This window comes from Cytophagales bacterium, assembly GCA_033344775.1.
Taxonomy (GTDB): domain Bacteria; phylum Bacteroidota; class Bacteroidia; order Cytophagales; family Cyclobacteriaceae; genus JAWPMT01.
This window is the reverse complement of sequence record JAWPMT010000007.1, coordinates 365,630-384,053: the sequence shown is the minus strand read 5'-3', so window position 1 is coordinate 384,053 and position 18,424 is coordinate 365,630. Positions and strand designations below refer to the sequence as shown.

Sequence of the window (18,424 nt, the reverse complement as noted above, 5' to 3'; positions counted from 1 at the left end):
AAAGCAACAAATTCGACATGCGATTGACGATCTCTTTAGTTATTCTTCTTCTGACAGGAACTGCAGGAGCACAATCCCTGGAAAACTGGTCAGAAATCATTTTCCAGAGTCAGGCTCGTTCTGGGGACTACCAGGAGATCAGAATCACTCCGGATTCGGTGCACTACCAAAGCGGAAATCGAAGAAGTGGCAGTTCTGAAGAATCCCATGCGTGTTTGAAGCGAAAAGAGAAAAAGCACTTAGGACAAATACTGACCTCACTTGGTCAACTTGATTTTAACCGTTTGGAATCCCCAACGAATAACCGGGCTTTCGATGGTGCCAGGCACTCACAAATCATCATCAAGACAGCAGAAAATCAATTGGACCACTATTTCGACGATGAATCTCCCAATGAAAAATTAAGTCCACTCCTGACATTAATGCTGAAGGTGGCCAAAGAATAACTACTAAAAACCAAACCCAATCTATACTTAATCGTATTAGGTAAAATACCTAACAGTATTAAGTATGCTTTCAAAAGAAATGATCGGGGCTTCTACCGTCCCAATTATCCTTTCCATTTTGCTTCAGGGAGAAAACTACGGTTATGAGATCATCCGCAAAGTGAAAGACTTTTCCGGTGGTACACTGGAATGGAGTGAACCCATGCTTTATCCCGTCTTACATCGGCTGGAACGAAACAACCACATCCACGCACAATGGCGAATCCTTGAAAATGGTCGCAAACGAAAGTATTACGTCATCACGCCATCAGGACGTACCTTATTGACAGAAAAGCAGTCTGAATGGACCGAAATGATGAGTGTCTTGATCCGAATGTGGAACCTAAACCCTTCTCAGTTATGAGCTTCAATCTGGAATTAGCCCTTACGCAATGGAAGCAATCGTTGATGAAATCAGGAAATTTCGAAGAAGGTGATCTTTCAGAATTGGAAGATCATTTCCGAATGACACTTGAAGCACACATCAAAAACGGCTTATCTGAAGCAGGTGCTTTTGATAAAATTTTGAAGGAGCACTATGCTGATCTTCAAGAAATTTCTTTGCAATACCACGAAAAACGTCAAGTATCTCGCTTGGCTTCAGCATTACTGCTCAATTATTTCAAGGTGGGTTATCGCACATTTGGCAGGCACCGCATATATTTCATGATCAATCTATTTGGCCTGGTTCTGGGACTTACAAGCATCCTGAGTATTATCCTGTACCTGAATCATGAATTGAACTTTGACACCTTCAATACCCAACATGAGCAGATCCATCGGGTGAGCATTCATTATGAACGTGCCTCTGGCAATATTGACTATCCGTTGATTCCTCCAGCCGCAGGCCCGGCATTCGAAGAAGCCGTCCCTGAGGTGCTTCAATCTGCACGATTGAGATATGCCTACAGTGTGCAAATGCATCATGAGGACAAGTCCTTTTATGAGGATCGGGTCTTCTTTGCCGACCCTTCTTTTCTGGAGATGTTTTCCTATGAATGGTTAACAGGAAACGAAGACGGGGCACTGGCTACCATCAATACCATTGTTCTTACGGAATCTATTGCTGAGAAATATTTCGGACGAAAAAACCCTATTGGAAAGATCATTACTTACGATAACTCTATCGATCTAAAAGTGATTGGAGTGATTCAGGACCCGTCGCAACAATCCCATCTGAAATTTGATTTTCTGATCTCCTTCGATACCTATCAACCTGGACCTGGAGGTTTAGAACCTATTACCAGCTGGCGTTGGCTAGGATTCCCCACCTATGTGAAACTTACTCCCGGAGCTAATTTGAATTCGGTCCGACAAAAAATGATCCAGGTCGCTGTGGCTCGCAATGACCGACCACCTTCCGGAACCCAGGTAGCTTATGAATTACAACCTTTAGCCGATGCATATCTGTACTCCGGCCACCTTCCTAATCCGCAAGGAGGGCTATACCGCGTGAATGATCCGGAAAATCTCAGAAATTTAGCCATTGTTGCCGTACTCATTCTGGTAATCGCCTTCTTCAATTATTACAATATTTCGGTGGCGTTGATCCGCACACGTACAAGAGAAATCGGAGTAAGAAAAGTATTCGGAGCTTCAAAAAGACGACTGATCCACCAAATGGCAACTGAATCCTTTCTTTTACTATCATTGGCTGCAATAGCGGCCTGGCTAATCATTTGGATCACCAACGAATCATTGGACCTTTTACCTCCTTTCACGCTTTCGGGTCTGATCCCGATGCTCACTTTCTCCTTGGGCATTATAGGATTGTTCACCCTATGCAGCGGATTACTTTTAGGAGGGTCTTTATCCATCTATTCCACACTTTCATTACTCCAGCAAAAATTATGGCGACGTAGCTCCAAATTCTCTCCAGCAAATCTGGTGTTGCTTCTACAATTCGGGATTTCAGCGGCATTAATCATGGTGAGCTTTGTGGTGATCAAACAGCTTTCCTTTTTTTCCGAAAAGGAATTAGGATACAATCATGAAGGAGTCATCGTGGCCAAATTTAGGGGTGAAGCCATGCACCATAAACGTGATGCATTTGTCAATGCCTTAAGCGAAGTACCTGAAATCGTTTCAACAAGCTACGGTCCCAATCTGGATGGCAGCAACAGCAGCAATCCGCTCAGGCTAAGGTCCTGGGGTACGGATGAAGTCTTACAAACTGCCTATTTCGGAGTGGACTATGAATTCGAAAACATCATTGATTTAGAAGTACTGGAAGGCCGTTATTTCTCTCGAGAAATCGGTGGAGACTCGACTCAAGCCATCATGATCAACGAAACATTGTCGGAGAAATTAGGCTTTGACAATCCTATTGGAGAAAAGGTCATATTCACCGCCGGAAATGAATTCGAGATCATTGGTGTGTATAAGAACTTCCATTACAAAAGCCTGCACCACCAAATTGGTCCAATGGCCCTGGTCATGTGGTTGGGAGTACCCAGAAATGTGTTGATAAGGTATGATAGCCCAGACATCAGTCAGGTGCTGCGGAAAATCGATTTGAAATGGAGTGAAGTTTTTCCAGGAGGAAATTATCCGTTGGATTATCGCTTCCTGGATGAGCAACTGCAATCCATGTACGGGAAGGAACAAGAATATGCGACACTGCTCAAGGTATTCACTGGCCTGGCTATTTTTATCGCCATTCTAGGGCTATTCGGCATTTCATCGGTTAACATCGACCTGAATCTGAAACAAATAGGTATTCGCAGGGTATTGGGTGCAGACCTGAAACAGATCACTCGATTGGTGAGTCGGCAATTCCTGCTGTTGGTGGTATTCGCTACACTTGGAGCGATACCGATCGTCTATTTTTTCATGGAGAAGTGGCTGGCCAATTTTGCTTATGCGATTTCGCTTGGACCAGGATTCCCGCTTCTAGCTTTGGCCATTATGCTTACGGTTTCAGTCGCTACACTTGCCTTTCAGGTGTACCGTGTGATGGTTGTGAATCCTACTTCGATTTTGAAGAATGAATGAGAGATCGTGTTGTTTTGAAGTACTGTTTAGTTGTTGGGGTTTTGCAGTTGTCAATTCCAATGAGCAGGTGTCATACCAAAAAGGCGCTTCCACCAGGGCATTTCAAGTAGATCTAACCTCTTTTTACTGATGTCTACATCTTCTTTTACCCTAAGGTTCAAGGTTTTCAACTCTTCGTTGCTTCTCATCACTTCGACAAGAAGTAATTCCATTTGAGAACGTCTGTCTTTATCATCCATATTTTATAGTTATTACGTTCAATAGAGATAAATGATTTGAAAGGAATTAATTCTGATTCCGAATTTCCCTCGCAGAAATAGTCATTCCCTGGCCTTGCACCCATACGATGACATTGAAATTCTCTTCCGTCTTGAAGAACCATTCGCCTTCATCAGAATTGGCTTCACCATAAAGCTTAATCGCTTCTTCATAGACATTGGTGCCTTCCGGGTAATTCACTTGCAGTTCGTAGAGTGCCTGATCGTTTTGGGCATCTGTGAAGTACAGTACCTCTTCAAAAGCTTTTCCACTGTGCTGTTCCCGGTAAACTACTCGGGTGGAATCAGGATCATCAGTGACAAGCTCTAAGCTCGTATCTGTCCGGGTTTTGTCCAGGAACTTACCAGGCATGCCCAGATAAACTTCCTCTAACCCTTCCGGGAAATATTTTTCCTGATGTAAGGCATATTGGGGTACCACGGCACAGCCGATCAACAAGCACATGATTATCAAGAAGCCGCTCAATTGTTTCATATCATTAAAATTAACTCAACTTCCTTTCAAGCCACAATCCAGTCATTGCCAAAAGAAAGATCAGTAAGGGAATCCATCTTGAAATCGGTTTTTCGATTTGTTTAATCGATCGCTCTTCAACCTGATTGGTAGCAAAAAAGAGCTGATTATATCTCTGTTTTTCAAAACGCTGCAAGGTCACCCAATCGTTTGAACCATGAACAAAAAAGTGTGTTGCTTCCTGTCCATCTATCTCAATAGAATGCCAGCCTTCTCTACTTGGCCAATAGCTCACCGTCCAAAAGTCCGGTCGTACAGGGGAATTGATTGGTGGAATCAACTGACCGTCAATAACAACCTGAGGCTGTCCGAAATGACTGAAAGAGATATCCGATTGATGATTTACAAAATTGAAAGATGGAATATAAAATGGATTGTCGGAGATATCAAAACCCACAATTGGCGAGAGTAATTGATCCCATAGTTGACCATAGACTTCAGGAGTACCTTGCAACTCAAGCACATGACTATTGGCAATCATACTGAATCCAATTTTTCCTATTCCTCTGGTCATTAGTGCACCTACTTCCTGCCCCTGAAAACTGAGTGAACTCCAATTTTGATCACGCACACTGAAAGGCATCTTCAAAAGTCGGATCTGCTTTTCTGAGGTAGCCACCAATACTTCACCTTCACCTCGAATCGTATTGATCCGGCTAATAGCAGCTATTTCTGACAAATCGTCGATCATCAGAAATAAGCCTACCTGCGCCAATTCCACGGCCCTGAATATTGTTCGCTTTTGACGAATATCAAGTCCATCAAAGGTAGCTCCGTCTATCAGTACTAACTTGAACTGATCCAATAAGGACGAATTGATGTTCGACAAATTGGTCTTAGGCATGTTGAGGAATTCCGTGTGAAATACCTCTTGAGATAATTGAAACCTGCTCGCCACACCAAAACCAAGATCTGCCAAATGGTTTTTCAGATAGTTCCATTCAAAGGAAGGGAAGGCACCTAACAAAAGCACATTGGCTTTCCTCGATGGGCTTACCTGAACAGGTAAGGTCTCTGAAAAAATCGTATCCTGATCACGAGTTGCAACGAATTCATACTGAAAAAGTCCGGCCGTTTTGATCACGCCAGAAAAGTGATAAGGAGCCTCTCCTACAGCAATTGATTTATTGGTTGATTCACCATCCGGACTTACCATCGTAAATGCCATTGGAGATTTTGCTTTGATTTCCAACGCCATTTCGAAGGGGATGCCCTCTATAATTTCCGGAACCTGAACGCCCATCAATCCTTCTTCTGGAGAAAGAGCCTTTAATTCAATTGGATATCCTTCAAAACGACTCATTTGCCATGCTTCCAAACCGTCTCCATGCACCAGAATGGCTTCCAAAGTATATGGCACTTCACCTGGATCTTGGATAGAGTGCATTTCAATAACGCCTTCACTCTGAAGGATACTATCCTTCTGCGATGTGGTGATCGGCTCGGTGAGAATTACCCCGGTTTTAATCGTCGCATCAACCATTACCGACGGCCGGAGATACAATAAAAACAAAGCGGCTACTGCGAATAACGAACAAACTACTCTGGGGATTCTTCGGCGACTGGGTTGGAATCGGAATTCCCAGAACAATACCAGGGCGATACCCAAAATCATCAATCCTATTTCCATCCATGTCCATTCTACCGCAAAATTCATGGACGACTCGATTGCATGGATAGTTTTTCCCTGACGCGTTGGGTCAAAGGATGTGAAGAAGCTCGATTCGGAACTGGGACCTCTTCTGCGTCTAGTAGGGACAAAAACACTTGCTTCAATTGCTCTATTTCCGACAATGCCTCCTGATCAAAAGACTCCATTTTGATCAATCGACTGATCATTCCTAGTTCCTCAAGATATTTAGAGGGATATCGGATGGCTTCGGCCGCTAACTCGTTGCCTGCTTGTTGCAGTACTTCCTGAAAATGATTAGGTACGGAATCTTTAACAGCAGTCAACGGTCCTAATTGGAAGATAGCCGCTCGGATCGCAGGAAAGGCCATAGAATCAGCCGCGTTCGCATCAAAATTCTGTGCGTTGATTTCATCCATATCTCCCGTTAAACGTTTACCATCTTCTGTAATCGGAGGCGGATCAAACCCAATTCGCTGCACGTAAATTCGGGCATGGTTCTTAATTTCTTTGAGCAGTTTCAATGCAGCATATTGATACGGTAAAGACTTCTCCGGCTCGTATAACCGCAGGTATAATTCCGAATCCCACATTTCACTAAGTGCGGTTTTCAATTTTGTCCTAAGTGAAACTTCATAAAAAGTAGCCGTTTCCGCATCATCATGGTTGTGGGCGATCTCCTCGATCGCTTTTTCTGCTTCTGTCAATTGCTCCGTTCCCTTGTCCAAAAGTTGTCCCTCCTCATCCTCGTGATCATGGTCATGTCCAAATTCTTTGAGTACGTTTTCTCCTGGCTTGTGGTCATGCTCTTCTCGCATTCTGCGCGGGTTTTGCTTTTGATCCAGTTCTTCTAATTCATCCGCATCTATTTCGTTTTCAATAGCAATACCGCTTTCCGCTTCTTCCCCAAGGAATTGACCATATTTGATGCGTAAAGTCTTCTGATCAAACCCCAGGGCATTACTTCTGGCTTTGAATGCTTCAATTGATATATCGTCCTTTTCCGCCAATAGTTTTTCTGTATCAATGATGATCTGTCGCTGGCTTCTGAAATATTCCGGCATTAGGTCCACACCTAAACTTCCAACCAAAGAAAATTCGACATTCGCTGTGTCTTCCAATACAAAAAAGTAGGTCTCTGTCCGGTTAGATTGACTGGCAGGTTCCTTATTATCAGAAGCTTCCAGATAGAAATACAGTTCATTGCCTGGCTCCATACCAAAATCACTGGCATTGAGGGTCATGCTTTCGGAAAATTGCTTTCCTGAAACCTCGGACTGAAAAGATAATCGCTCTTCTCTAAATTTGACTGACTCTCCTTCTCCTTTGGTTACCGTGGCCACAATACTGGCATCATTTAAGCCATAATCATCGAGGACACTTGCCTCGAATGTCAAACTTGCTTCAGCGCTGAAAGGCAATTCCTGATATTGAGCGATGCCAGATATTTCGACTACCGGAGGCTCATCAGGCACGACTTCTATTTTATAATAGGGTGTTCGCTGCTCTGTAATTCCATCAAAATACGTCACCCAATAAAACCCCTGATCAAGGTTTTGTGATCGCACTGATCTTATCTTCTCATTCCATAATAAAGCCAGACTGTCACCATTGGAAAAATGAAGGAAGGCGGAGGCTGGAACACCTGAAAAATCCATCGACCAGGTCACCTCGCTCCCTTCAGGCATTCGAATGTCCGCATCAGAAATATAGGCTTTCAGTCTCGTATAACCAGGAGGTTGGATATCTGGCTTAATGGATCGCAAGTTTATCAGCTCTGGTATCAGCGCCCGATCAGAAGCTTCATGTGCATTAACAATTTGCACCTGCTCTGCCGTAGTTTCTTGGGTCCCGTTCGGAACTTGTTTAATCAGGAAACTCATTCCTCCAGCAATGATCCATAAAAACAATAGCGTCCAATTCACCGGATATTTGAATCCCTTAACAGCGGCATCCAGCCGTTTCTCAATCTTCTTTTGCTGAAGCGCAGCCAGGCCTTTCAACTCCTTACCCTCAATTAGTTTGGCACTGAACTCCAATTCTGGAAACTGATGATTCAATAAAGAAATGGCCTCTTCCCGATTAGGTTTATCTCTCAGGAAAAAGGAAACGATGGTTCGAATACCCAAGGCGATCGCAACCAGAAGAACAACGGAATCAATCCATGGTGACACAACAATGGCGCTGAGCAAGAGCATCACAAAATCCCTGATCCAAAAACGAAGCACCCACTGCTGATATACTTTCGATATGGCTGCATTTAGTTTCATTCCGCAGCTCGGGTTTTAAGTGACAGGTATCTTTCGGCAACTAATATCAATAACAATAACCCCCAAAACCAGTGAGAAAGACTGCTTGTCATCTCGACAGGAACTGAATTTGCCTTGGCTGAACTGGCAGGAATTTGATCATCAGACAATGAACGCCAATCGAATGAGGCAATATCAACTTTTTCCTTTCCTAAAACCTGCTCCAGTTGAATCGGGAAATTGTAAGCTAAAAAATTCTCCAGACCGAATACTGCTATCGCGTATATATCCATAGATACCTTTCGAAGCAGTTGCTGGTCAGGTTTATTTGTTGCAAAAATCAACTTCCGTTGTTCCGGGGCAGGTTCGTTCTTCAACCAAATCAACCATTCTGCCTGGGTATCATCTACCATTTGTATGCGCAAAGGGCTATCAGCATTAATGGCCTCAATCGACAATTGGATGAACTCAGCCAGATCGGTATAAGCCTGATCAGATTGAATACTTACCGTCACTGAAAGTGAATCTAATGTAGCTCCATCCTTTTGCTCATGTGTGAAATAAGTGAAATGTTCCTCTGTAGTAGCTGAAATGATCATTGGTTGACCTCCAGTCATGAATTCACCGACTCTCCATTGTTGACCCTCCTGAGGCAAACTCACCCAATTCACATTCGATGATACAGGTCGATTACCTACAAACTGAGCCATTCTTTTTGGTGAAATGATGGTTACGCTTTCTGAGAATTTCTCTTCAAGGTCAAACAATAATTCCCAGTGAAAGACACTAGATTTATAAATGGAATCATTGATGGATGGAAACCCCTGACTGAACCAAAGCACCTCTTTTTCTTCTTGTAAAGAGTCTTTCAAAAATTCAAAATTGGAGTGGGTTTGGTAAGCTGGATCAATGAGTACCAGTCCGGATGTTTCTTTATTCATTTTCCAAAAAGGTTCACTCATGATCAACAGAAATATAACCAACATCATGACCCTTAAAAACAGTAATAACCATTCAGTTGGAATCAAGCTTTTGATAGCCTGGGTATCATCTTCGGTGAGGAATCGTATGGTTCCAAAAGAAATGGTCTTTCGCGTTTTCTTACTCCATAAATGAATGGCAATGGGTACAATCACCGATAGCAATCCAATCAAATATGCAGTGGTCCCCAAAAACATGATTAAAAAGCTAGTCGGGTTTTCTTCACAAATCGCTGCACCAACTCGCCAGGATGTTCTCCCAAATGTGCAGTTTCATACCAAATTCCCTGTTGCATCAGGCCTGACTTGAACTCGTCCAACCAACTTGAAAAACGCTTCCGGTATTCTTCTCCTTGCTGCTTCGCATTCACTTTTACTTTTTGGCTGGTTTCCAGGTCTTCAAAGGCAATAGACCCTGAAAAATCCAGTGATTGCTCTACTTTACCCAGCATATGAAAAGCAAACACTTCTGTCCTGGGGCGCTTGTAATCCTGCATTAGCCTGGCCCAATCCGCTCCTTCTCCGAAGAAATCTGAAAATACCAGGGTTACCCCGGGCTGATGACCTGCCAACATTTTGGGGTGAAAGTCTGCAACTGGCTGCAATGCAATCAGTCGATGTAACAGCCGTTGCCATTGCTTTTCCCCATGTCCGACGGGTAGCTGGTGGCCACTCATGATTAGTGAAAAACTATCTCCATTGCGCAGGGCAATGTATCCGAAGAGAGCAGCCATTAATTTGGCCTGGTTCAGCTTGGACATATCCTGCTCGGCGTAGGTCATCGAAAGTGAATGATCAATCACCAAATTGAAATGGATGTCAGTCTCTATTTCGGATTGCTTGATATAAAAGCGTTCCGTTCGTCCGTACATTTTCCAGTCCAGCCTTCTCAGGTCATCTCCCTGACTATAAGGTCGGTACTGGCTGAACTCCATGCCTGCTCCCAACCTCAGGCTATGTCTTCCTCCAAAAAGAATCCCTTTCGCCAGGGCACGAACCAGCCAGTCAAAATCCGAAATGGATACCAGCATGGAGGGGTCGAAGGACCAGACTTTTACAGCAGGTTGAGACAAAGCTTAGTATTTGAAATCTTTCAATAAATGATCAATCAGTTGATCAGTGGTCAATCCATCCGATTCAGCCCGAAAGTTTAGGGCAATTCTATGCCGTAAAGCTGGGTAAGCTACTTTTCTCAGGTCTTCAGGAATGACGGCATATCTGCCAGCCAACAGCGCATTGGCTTTGGCACAGAGTATGATCGCCTGCCCTGCTCGTGGACCCGCTCCATAAGCCACGTGATTCTTGATATAATCATCCGAGGACATGTCAGGACGGCTTCTTCTAACCAACTTGCTTACCGCTGAAATGAGCTCCTCATCGATGGTTACTTCTCTTACCAATTCCTGCAGTCGAATGACCTCCTTGGCATTCAATACTGGATTAGGCTTTTCTGTGACTTTACCGGTAGTTCTATTCAAGACTTCAGTCTCTTCTTCTTCAGTAGGGTATCCAATCTTGATGAAGAGCAAAAAACGATCTGTTTGTGCTTCAGGCAATGGAAAAGTGCCCGACTGCTCAATAGGGTTTTGAGTAGCCAACAAGAAAAATGGCAGGTCCATATGATAGTCCTTTCCTCCGTAGGTCACTTTGTACTCCTGCATGACCTCCAGCAACGCGGCCTGGGTCTTGGGTGGCGTTCGGTTGATCTCATCCGCCAGGACCATGTTGGCAAAAATGGGACCTTGCTTGTAGACAAAAGTTTTATGTCCACCCTCCTCTTCTATGACCTCCGTACCTAAAATATCGGTAGGCATCAAATCCGGCGTAAACTGGATGCGTTTATAAGAAAGGTCTACGACTTCCGACAAGGTCTTGATCAAGAGGGTTTTGGCCAGACCGGGCATCCCTTCAATCAGGACATGCCCTTTGGCCAAGAGACCGATCAGTAATTCATCAATGACCTGATCCTGACCGACAATGACTTTATGGATCTCAGTCTTCAACTGACCTAGTTTATCGACCAGTTCGTTGACTTCCGATGCTAATGCTTCTATTGGTTCCAACTAGTAATAATTAGATTCTTGCTCTTCGATGTGCTGCAGATCTTCAAGCACGGCAATGGTGAACGTTTTTACTACGATGCCTCCCAGTTCAATGTCCAAAGTCTCCTGATGAACCACCTTTTTAAAGCCTTCTTTCACTTCTTGAGGCAATCCTTCTCCTTTCTTCACCCATACACCAGTATAGCCCTGATTTTCGATCGATTCCAATCCCGGCCACAAATCCAGCTGATTTTGTCGCCGACCCAAATTGATGTTGTAAGGCCGTAAATGGTCACTGGTGTAGAAAGCAGCCTGACAGGCGACTTCATAACTATCACTGAAAAGGAAGTAAGGATCACTTACCTGCTCATCGATGATCTCCTGCAATCTTTGTCCCAATTTATCCCATCCTACTACTCGATGCACGGGATCTTTTTTGGGCGGCCATATTTTATGAAGTCCGAGCGGGTGCAGGTAAGGGGTCAGGTAAGAAAAGACCAATAACAAGCTGAAAGTCAAGGTTGCTAGATGCCAACCGAGCTTGCTATTTTTCATTTGACCAAACTGTTGTACCACAAGAATCGGTACCGAACAGTAAGCAAAAACAGCCCAGTTCACCTCTACTCTTTTCGTAAAGGAATAAATCAAGAAAAAAAGGAAAACCAAGATTGGGCCTAAAGCCAGAAATGCCTGAGAGCTGTCTTTGCTTCTTAGTGCCCGATAAATCGCAATGGCTAAGAATGGAAAGAGAAATGGTGAAACAATGGCGATCTGGCCTCCCCAATACTCACTGACAAAAGTTAGTCGCTTAGCAAAGGTCAATTCCGACTTGCCTATGGAAGCCACATGCCGAAAAGAAATGAAGTCCATTTGCAGGTTCCAGATCAAAACCGGCAATAAGAAAAATGCGGCAACTAATAAGGTGATGTATGGGCCTTTTTGAGACAAGTAACCTCTATGAAACCAAAGCATATGGATCAATACTACTGGCGCAAAAAGTACCATCGTATATTTTGACAAGAGCCCTACGCCACAGCAAACTCCTAACAAAATCCAGTGTTTCGTGTGATTGGATACGATCGCTTTCAAATAGAAATATACAGCTCCTGCCCAGGCTGTCAAAAGTGGTGCATCCGTCAGGAAAAAATTGAAAGTCGTGTGAAAGAAAGGCATGGCATAGACCAACAGAGAAGTCCAAAACGCCTCGCGATTATCCTTGAAAAATTCTTTTGCAATCAAATACACAAACAGCGTAAAGATCAGCCCCATGACGACAGCATTGAACTTGATCGCCAACTCAGTATGATCAAAAATGGAGGTACTTATAAAGTTTAAATAAGCTACGAACGGAGGCTTGGAATAATACGACCAATCCAATTCAGTCGACCATAACCAATATTGTGCTTCTTCGAGGAAAAGGTCAGTTGGTCCCAAGGTAAGGTAGAGCAACCTGAGAGCTGAAATCGTCAAATGAAATAAAATGACTTTCTTCAAATTTATTTCAGCAAGAAAGAGCTTGTTCATTAAGATTTGCGATTCCAAAACTCGAAATTATTAGAATTCCTCAACTAATGGGTAAGTGGCAATCGCATAAGAGCGAGAAGGAAACAGCCTGGATACTTCAATCAGCAAACTATCACCCTTTTGAGCTTTAGCTAAATGCCCACGTTTAACAGCTACTCCAATGTATTTTTTATCCTCAAAGAAGTATTCATATCTGATTTCAACGACAGCTGTCTTAAACCTTGCACTTCCGCGAATTGCGGTTACAAATCCCGTCATGTCTTTTGTTTCTCCCATGAATAATGGGCGGTCGCTTCTCAAACTACGACATTCGGAAACGAAAAGTAAAGTGATTAGAATTAATCCAATAGACCCAAGTATTCGAGCGTACATTACTACGCCGTAATCGCGTACATCACGATATTCACAGCGAAGCGGGTATTGTCAATCTTGTACCAGCGCTTGTTGCGGAAATCATAATCCCACTCGCACCCATAATCTTTGTTGCTGTACAAAACGCCCACTCTGCCATCTACTTCTATGGCTTTCAAATAATCATGGACAATGTCGTCACCCCAGCCATTGAGTTCCTGTGAGGTTGTAGGCGGACCATCAAATTCAAAGAAGGAACGATACAAGCGATGGTCATTGGGAATTTTTTTCAGGGAAGTTTCTCCGAAAATATCCGCCATTTGCTGCTCAAAGGATTTGGCAAACAGCCCATCAATATCATGGTTGCAATCATCCGCAAAAACGAATCCACCATTCTCAACGTACCGTTTAAAATTGGCTTTCTCTTCTTTGGTGAATTGCACCAACTTATGACCGGATATATAACAAAAAGGGCAATTGAATACTTCATCACTACCCAGTGGCACTACATTTTCGACGGTATTCACCGGAAGTGTAGTGTACTCAATCAAAGAATTCAAGAGATTGCTGGGCATACGCTGATCGGTATCCCAATCCCCAGACTCGTATTGCAATCGTGTAAAGAAGAATTCTGATCCTTTTGCGTAGCGCATCACCTCAAAGAAAAAGGCCGTGCCTAAGAGCACAGCCTTGAATATTCATTAAATCTATCAATTATACCGCATCCGACAAACTGGTGAACGTAAAGTCACGCACCTTCATGTAAGGGATCAGGTTGCCATTTACCCGTACTTGCTGCCCTAGCTCCTCCAGGTTATTCAGCATGATGATCGGGCTTTCGTTGAAACGGAAGTTTTTCACCGGGTGTTTGATCTTCCCATTCTCTACATAAAACGTTCCATCACGCGTCAAGCCGGTGTAAAGCAAAGTCTGAGGATCCACCGTTCGGATGTACCACAATCGCGTCACGACGATCCCTTTCTTCGTATCTTTGATCAGGTCTTCCAATGAAGCATCTCCACCTTCCATGATTCCATTAGATGGGAATGGTACAGGATTAACTCCTTTTTCCTTCGCCCAATAGCGCGAATAGAACAGGTTAGAGACCACTCCATCTTTCAACCAATCCATCTTTTTCACCGGAAGGCCATTTTGACTCCAGGTACTACCCGGCACCAATGAATTTTGCGGATCAGAATAAAGATTGACACGCTCATCTACAATTTTTTCACCGAGCTTGGTGCCTCCTCCTTCTTTGGACATAAAGCTTCGTCCCTCATCCGCCGTTCTGGCATTGAATGCACCAAACATGTTTCCCAGTAACTGTACAGAAGCAGCAGGTTCCAATATCACGGTGTACTTTCCAGGTTCGATGGCTTTGGCCTGACGACTTTGCAATGCCTTATCTATTGCAATCGCAGAGGCTTCTTCGGCATCAAATTGATTGACGTCATTTACATCTCGTGTCACCCATCCAGAGCCTGTACCATCGTTGGTACGCATGGTTACCGTAAAGTCTACGCTCGATGATTGGTCATAGGCGAACAAGCCATTGCTGTTCAGCATCGCCTGAAAATTGGCAGAATCTTCTAAGAACCCAGCAGCCGTAACATCCTTGGCACTAGCCGGATCAATACTACTGGAAGCTACTTTAGCCCGATACTCGGGTGTGATATCTGCTGTCGATTGGAAATATTGCCTGGATTCTCCATATTCCTGTGGCCCCATAGGCTCCATGAATTCCGGATTTTCTGGCGACAGTTTTGCCAATTCTTCTGCACGTTTTACCACCTTTTGTAAAGACGCATCATCGAATTCATCGATGGTTGCCGTCCCAACTCGCAGGCCAAAACTGGAGGTAACTACTAACTGTTGATTGGATTGCGCACCCGCTGTAGAAACCGTGTTTCTAGCGTATCGTATGTTGCCACTATTTGATCCCGTCAGGTTGACTTCACAGGTATCAGCCGAAGAGTAGCTCAATGCTTTTTCGAGAATTTGTCTCGCATCTTCTTTGGTATAAATAGCCATTGTCTTTCCTTAATTCGTTATCAAATATTTCTTCCTGTATTGATCACATTCACCCCATCAAAACGTGTTGTTGACGATCCGTGAGATACTGCACTGACTTGCGAAGGCTGTCCTTTTCCGTCAAAGAACGAACCGAACATGCGATAGTCAGATTCATCGCAGATCTTCGAACAAGAATTCCAAAATTCCTGGGTATTACTTTGGTAAGCCACATCGTCCAGCATACCCGCGATTTTTCCGTCCTTGATCTCATAGAACAGCGTACCTCCAAACTGGAAGTTGTAGCGCTGCTGATCAATGGAATACGAACCACGACCTACAATATAGATACCTTTCTCAACGTCTTTGAGCATGTCCTCAGGAGAGTACCTTTCAGTTCCTGGCTTCAAAGAAACATTTGGCATCCGCTGGAACTGCACATCATTCCAGCTCTGTGAGTAGCAGCAGCCATGCGATTCGCCCTGGTCAATCATGTGTACCTGGTCTCTGATCGCCTGGTAGTTCACCAGTACCCCATTTTTCACCAGGTCCCATTCTTTACATTTTACACCTTCGTCATCGTAACCTACCGCTCCAAGTGAGCCCACCTGCGTTTTGTCCGCGACCAGATTCACGATATCGCTACCATACTGAAACTCTTTGGTTTTCCATTTATCAATCGTAGCAAAGCTGGTGCCCGCGTAATTTGCCTCATAGCCCAGTACACGATCCAGTTCTAATGGGTGGCCTACAGACTCGTGGATGGTCAATCCAAGGTGATTGGGATCCAAGACCAGGTCATACTTTCCAGGCTCCACCGACTTGGCCGTCAGTTTTTCTTTTGCCTGCTGAGCAGCAGCTGTAGCATCTGCTACCATATCATATCGGTTTCGATACAGATCTACCCCTCCAAGTCCTTTGATGGTTTCATTAGCATCAGGCGTCATGTATTCGTATCCCAGTCCCATAGGTGCTGAGAGTCCCTGACGTGTCTTGAATTTCCCTGCTTTAGGGTCAATGGCAGTCGCACTCATAAATGGCCAGATGCGGTGCACATCCTGATCTATGTACGATCCATCGGTAGAAGCAAAATACTTCTGCTCATTCACCATAAAAAGGGCCGAATTAATGTAATTGGCACCATTTTCCATGGCCCTGGCATTGGCGGTCAGCAAAAGGTCGGCTTTTTCAGAAACCGGCACTTCCATCGAGTTTCTTACGATCGGAGTTTTCCAGGAAACTTCTCCGTAAGATTGCACCGGAGCGAGTTGTACCGGCTCTTTCTGTATTTTCGAATTGGCTCGTGCAATGCCGATGGCCAGCTCCGTGGCTTTTTTGATACCCTCGGCACTCACATCATTGGTGGATGAAAATCCCCAGGTACCATTGGCAATTACACGAATACCGATACCAAACGATTCGGTATTCACTACATTTTGCACTTTATCTTCTCGGGTAAAAACGTATTGGTTGAGGTAGCGTCCAATCCGCGCATCTGCATAGGTAGCTCCCATGCCTTTGGCGGTATTCAGTGCTACATCAGCAAGTTGCTTCTTTTGAGCGACGCTCAATCCAGGATTCAGCAACTCCTCGGCATGGATGGGATTTCCCATGATCGGTACAGCAGGCAACATCATCGCCCCTGCTCCCAATCCAGCCATTTGCATGAAATCTCTTCTCTTCACTGTAACTAGGCTTTTGGTGTGACAATCAGATATGAACCGATGAAACTATTCTCTGCTATTCACAATTCAAACCTTAAATTATTTGAGCGGCGGCTGTTTTAAGCCAATAGTAAATTTTCCCGGGAGACACTCATCAACTTTTCACATCCATCGATCGTCCCTTCTTCCGCACAGACCAACTGCCTTACCCACGACCGGGTCTAGGTTGACGGGGCATTCCTTCGAGTTGTCTATCATTATTTCCGTCATTCCCGACCTGATCGGGAATCTCAAATTCATTTAGTAGATCTGATTAAATGTCAACTTCCTCGAACCTGAGTATTAAGAGATTGCGGGGACATTTTTCGACCTTAAAAAAAGATAGGTCGAAAAATTTCACAATGACGCTCAGGGCCAGTCTTCAAATAAATTTTTCTCTCACCTAATCCGATCATTTCCAGTAGCTTCGCGTCGATATTCAACCACAACACATGAAGCGACGAAAAGCTGCACTTGGATTCATCTTTGTTACCGTCTTTGTCGACGTTCTTGGACTTGGTTTGATCATCCCCATCACGCCTGACTTAATCGAAGAATTGATTGGTGGCACCACACAAGAAGCCGCGGGTTATGCCCGTTGGTTAACTGCCTTGTACGCCTTTTGTCAGTTTATTTGTGGTCCTATCCTTGGAGGACTCAGTGATAAATACGGCCGTAGACCCGTGTTACTTATCTCCCTATTTGGCTTTGCCATCGATTATTTGTTCCTGGCGTATGCACCGACCATTACCTGGTTGTTTATAGCGCGAATTATTTCCGGCATCGGTGGCGCGAGCTATACAACTGCCTCCGCATACATCGCTGATATCTCTTCTCCAGAAGATCGTGCTAAAAACTTTGGACTGATCGGGGCAGCATTCGGATTAGGTTTTGTCATTGGCCCGGCCGTAGGTGGACTGCTAGGAGAAATAGGCACCAGGATTCCATTCTTCGCAGCAGCAGGACTCACAGGCCTCAATTGGCTCTACGGCTACTTTGTAGTACCTGAGTCACTTGCCGAAGAAAACCGCCGCCCTTTCGACTGGAAACGAGCCAACCCTATTGGGACGCTTGTACAATTGAAAAACTACCCGTTGCTTACTGGTTTATTAGTGGTGATGGTGTTCATCTTTATTGGGCAACACGCCACGCACAGCACCTGGGCCTTTTTCACCGGAGAAAACTTCGGCTGGTCACCCTTAGAAATCGGACTCTCACTGGGATTTGTTGGTGTTGTCATCGCGATCGTCCAAGGAGGACTGGTAGGAAAATTCGTGCAAAAATTCGGGCAGAATAAGGCGGTAGTTGTAGGACTATCCTTCAATGCTGCGGGGCTCTTGTTAATGGGACTAGCTACAGAAGGATGGATGGTCTACGCGATCATGCTGCCCTATGCCCTGGGCGGACTCGCGGGACCATCACTGCAAGGCATCATGACCTCACAGGTAGAAGCGAATCAGCAGGGAGAATTGCAAGGTGGCATCACGAGCCTTCAAAGCCTGACCAACATCATTGGACCGTTAGTCATGTTGAGCATTTTCTATGAATTTACCGATCCGAATGCAGCCGTTTATTTCCCGGGAGCTCCCTTCATGCTAGGGACGATTCTGGCGGTCATCAGCCTGGTTATTGCCATCAAATCACTCAAAGGCAAAACTTTCTAG

At 44.4% G+C, this 18,424-nt stretch carries 16 protein-coding genes; 4 read left to right on the top strand and 12 right to left on the bottom strand.

The window, feature by feature from the left end; translation table 11 throughout:
• Positions 1-17: 17 nt before the first annotated feature.
• The 3 genes from R8G66_33670 to R8G66_33660 all read left to right on the top strand — a co-directional run bounded on the left by R8G66_33670 (position 18) and on the right by R8G66_33660 (position 3,479).
• The gene (locus R8G66_33670) at positions 18-446 is read left to right on the top strand and encodes a hypothetical protein (protein MDW3197375.1); all 429 of its coding nucleotides are present in this window, start codon (positions 18-20) and stop codon (positions 444-446) included.
• Between the two features lie 64 nt (positions 447-510).
• Positions 511-849 (top strand): helix-turn-helix transcriptional regulator, encoded by a 339-nt coding sequence (locus R8G66_33665; GenBank protein MDW3197374.1) that lies wholly within the window; start codon positions 511-513, stop codon positions 847-849.
• Positions 846-3,479 carry an ABC transporter permease gene (locus R8G66_33660; GenBank protein ID MDW3197373.1) on the top strand — a complete coding sequence of 878 codons (2,634 nt, stop codon included), beginning with the start codon at positions 846-848 and terminating at the stop codon, positions 3,477-3,479. Before R8G66_33665 ends, R8G66_33660 begins: the two co-directional genes overlap by 4 nt.
• A 50-nt stretch (positions 3,480-3,529) precedes the next feature.
• On the opposite strand, the gene R8G66_33655 is transcribed toward R8G66_33660, so the two are convergent.
• From R8G66_33655 to R8G66_33600, 12 genes are all read right to left on the bottom strand, one after another.
• Positions 3,530-3,691 carry a hypothetical protein gene (locus R8G66_33655; protein MDW3197372.1) on the bottom strand — a complete coding sequence of 54 codons (162 nt, stop codon included), beginning with the start codon at positions 3,689-3,691 and terminating at the stop codon, positions 3,530-3,532.
• A gap of 73 nt (positions 3,692-3,764) precedes the next feature.
• Complete coding sequence (locus R8G66_33650) at positions 3,765-4,232, bottom strand: hypothetical protein (GenBank protein ID MDW3197371.1); 468 nt, start codon at positions 4,230-4,232, stop codon at positions 3,765-3,767.
• 10 nt (positions 4,233-4,242) lie between these two features.
• Complete coding sequence (locus R8G66_33645; GenBank protein MDW3197370.1) at positions 4,243-5,928, bottom strand: hypothetical protein; 1,686 nt, start codon at positions 5,926-5,928, stop codon at positions 4,243-4,245.
• Positions 5,925-8,171, bottom strand: coding sequence for a hypothetical protein (locus R8G66_33640; GenBank protein ID MDW3197369.1), 2,247 nt, complete (start codon positions 8,169-8,171; stop codon positions 5,925-5,927). The genes R8G66_33645 and R8G66_33640 overlap by 4 nt, the downstream gene beginning before the upstream one ends.
• On the bottom strand, positions 8,168-9,328 hold the full coding sequence (locus R8G66_33635; GenBank protein ID MDW3197368.1) for a BatA domain-containing protein: 1,161 nt from the start codon (positions 9,326-9,328) through the stop codon (positions 8,168-8,170). The genes R8G66_33640 and R8G66_33635 overlap by 4 nt, the downstream gene beginning before the upstream one ends.
• 2 nt (positions 9,329-9,330) lie before the next feature.
• Positions 9,331-10,203 carry a DUF58 domain-containing protein gene (locus R8G66_33630; GenBank protein ID MDW3197367.1) on the bottom strand — a complete coding sequence of 291 codons (873 nt, stop codon included), beginning with the start codon at positions 10,201-10,203 and terminating at the stop codon, positions 9,331-9,333.
• Between the two features lie 3 nt (positions 10,204-10,206).
• Positions 10,207-11,184, bottom strand: coding sequence for a MoxR family ATPase (locus R8G66_33625; protein ID MDW3197366.1), 978 nt, complete (start codon positions 11,182-11,184; stop codon positions 10,207-10,209).
• Positions 11,185-11,193: 9 nt separating this feature from the next.
• Entirely contained in the window at positions 11,194-12,696 is a 1,503-nt protein-coding gene (locus R8G66_33620) for a glycosyltransferase family 39 protein (protein ID MDW3197365.1), read from the bottom strand.
• Between the two features lie 30 nt (positions 12,697-12,726).
• Positions 12,727-12,972, bottom strand: coding sequence for a hypothetical protein (locus R8G66_33615; GenBank protein MDW3197364.1), 246 nt, complete (start codon positions 12,970-12,972; stop codon positions 12,727-12,729).
• A 98-nt stretch (positions 12,973-13,070) separates the two neighbouring features.
• On the bottom strand, positions 13,071-13,700 hold the full coding sequence (locus tag R8G66_33610) for a DUF4159 domain-containing protein (protein MDW3197363.1): 630 nt from the start codon (positions 13,698-13,700) through the stop codon (positions 13,071-13,073).
• Between the two features lie 61 nt (positions 13,701-13,761).
• Positions 13,762-15,078: a TldD/PmbA family protein gene (locus R8G66_33605; protein ID MDW3197362.1), complete on the bottom strand. Its 1,317-nt coding sequence runs from the start codon at positions 15,076-15,078 to the stop codon at positions 13,762-13,764.
• A 20-nt stretch (positions 15,079-15,098) separates the two neighbouring features.
• A complete protein-coding gene (locus tag R8G66_33600; protein MDW3197361.1) occupies positions 15,099-16,742 on the bottom strand; it encodes a TldD/PmbA family protein in 1,644 nt (547 codons plus the stop codon).
• Positions 16,743-17,212: 470 nt separating this feature from the next.
• Here R8G66_33600 and R8G66_33595 point away from each other — a divergent pair, with 470 nt between their 5' ends.
• Positions 17,213-18,424 carry a TCR/Tet family MFS transporter gene (locus R8G66_33595; protein MDW3197360.1) on the top strand — a complete coding sequence of 404 codons (1,212 nt, stop codon included), beginning with the start codon at positions 17,213-17,215 and terminating at the stop codon, positions 18,422-18,424.

Excerpts from the sequence above, each read along its gene's own strand:
- R8G66_33670 (MDW3197375.1), top strand. The coding sequence starts at position 18 with ATGCGATTGACGATCTCTTTAGTTATTCTTCTTCTGACAGGAACTGCA.
- R8G66_33665 (MDW3197374.1), top strand. The coding sequence starts at position 511 with ATGCTTTCAAAAGAAATGATCGGGGCTTCTACCGTCCCAATTATCCTT.
- R8G66_33660 (MDW3197373.1), top strand. The coding sequence starts at position 846 with ATGAGCTTCAATCTGGAATTAGCCCTTACGCAATGGAAGCAATCGTTG.
- R8G66_33655 (MDW3197372.1), bottom strand. The coding sequence starts at position 3,691 with ATGGAATTACTTCTTGTCGAAGTGATGAGAAGCAACGAAGAGTTGAAA.
- R8G66_33650 (MDW3197371.1), bottom strand. The coding sequence starts at position 4,232 with ATGAAACAATTGAGCGGCTTCTTGATAATCATGTGCTTGTTGATCGGC.
- R8G66_33645 (MDW3197370.1), bottom strand. The coding sequence starts at position 5,928 with ATGAATTTTGCGGTAGAATGGACATGGATGGAAATAGGATTGATGATT.
- R8G66_33640 (MDW3197369.1), bottom strand. The coding sequence starts at position 8,171 with ATGAAACTAAATGCAGCCATATCGAAAGTATATCAGCAGTGGGTGCTT.
- R8G66_33635 (MDW3197368.1), bottom strand. The coding sequence starts at position 9,328 with ATGTTTTTGGGGACCACTGCATATTTGATTGGATTGCTATCGGTGATT.
- R8G66_33620 (MDW3197365.1), bottom strand. The coding sequence starts at position 12,696 with ATGAACAAGCTCTTTCTTGCTGAAATAAATTTGAAGAAAGTCATTTTA.
- R8G66_33615 (MDW3197364.1), bottom strand. The coding sequence starts at position 12,972 with ATGGGAGAAACAAAAGACATGACGGGATTTGTAACCGCAATTCGCGGA.
- R8G66_33610 (MDW3197363.1), bottom strand. The coding sequence starts at position 13,700 with ATGCGCTACGCAAAAGGATCAGAATTCTTCTTTACACGATTGCAATAC.
- R8G66_33605 (MDW3197362.1), bottom strand. The coding sequence starts at position 15,078 with ATGGCTATTTATACCAAAGAAGATGCGAGACAAATTCTCGAAAAAGCA.
- R8G66_33595 (MDW3197360.1), top strand. The coding sequence starts at position 17,213 with ATGAAGCGACGAAAAGCTGCACTTGGATTCATCTTTGTTACCGTCTTT.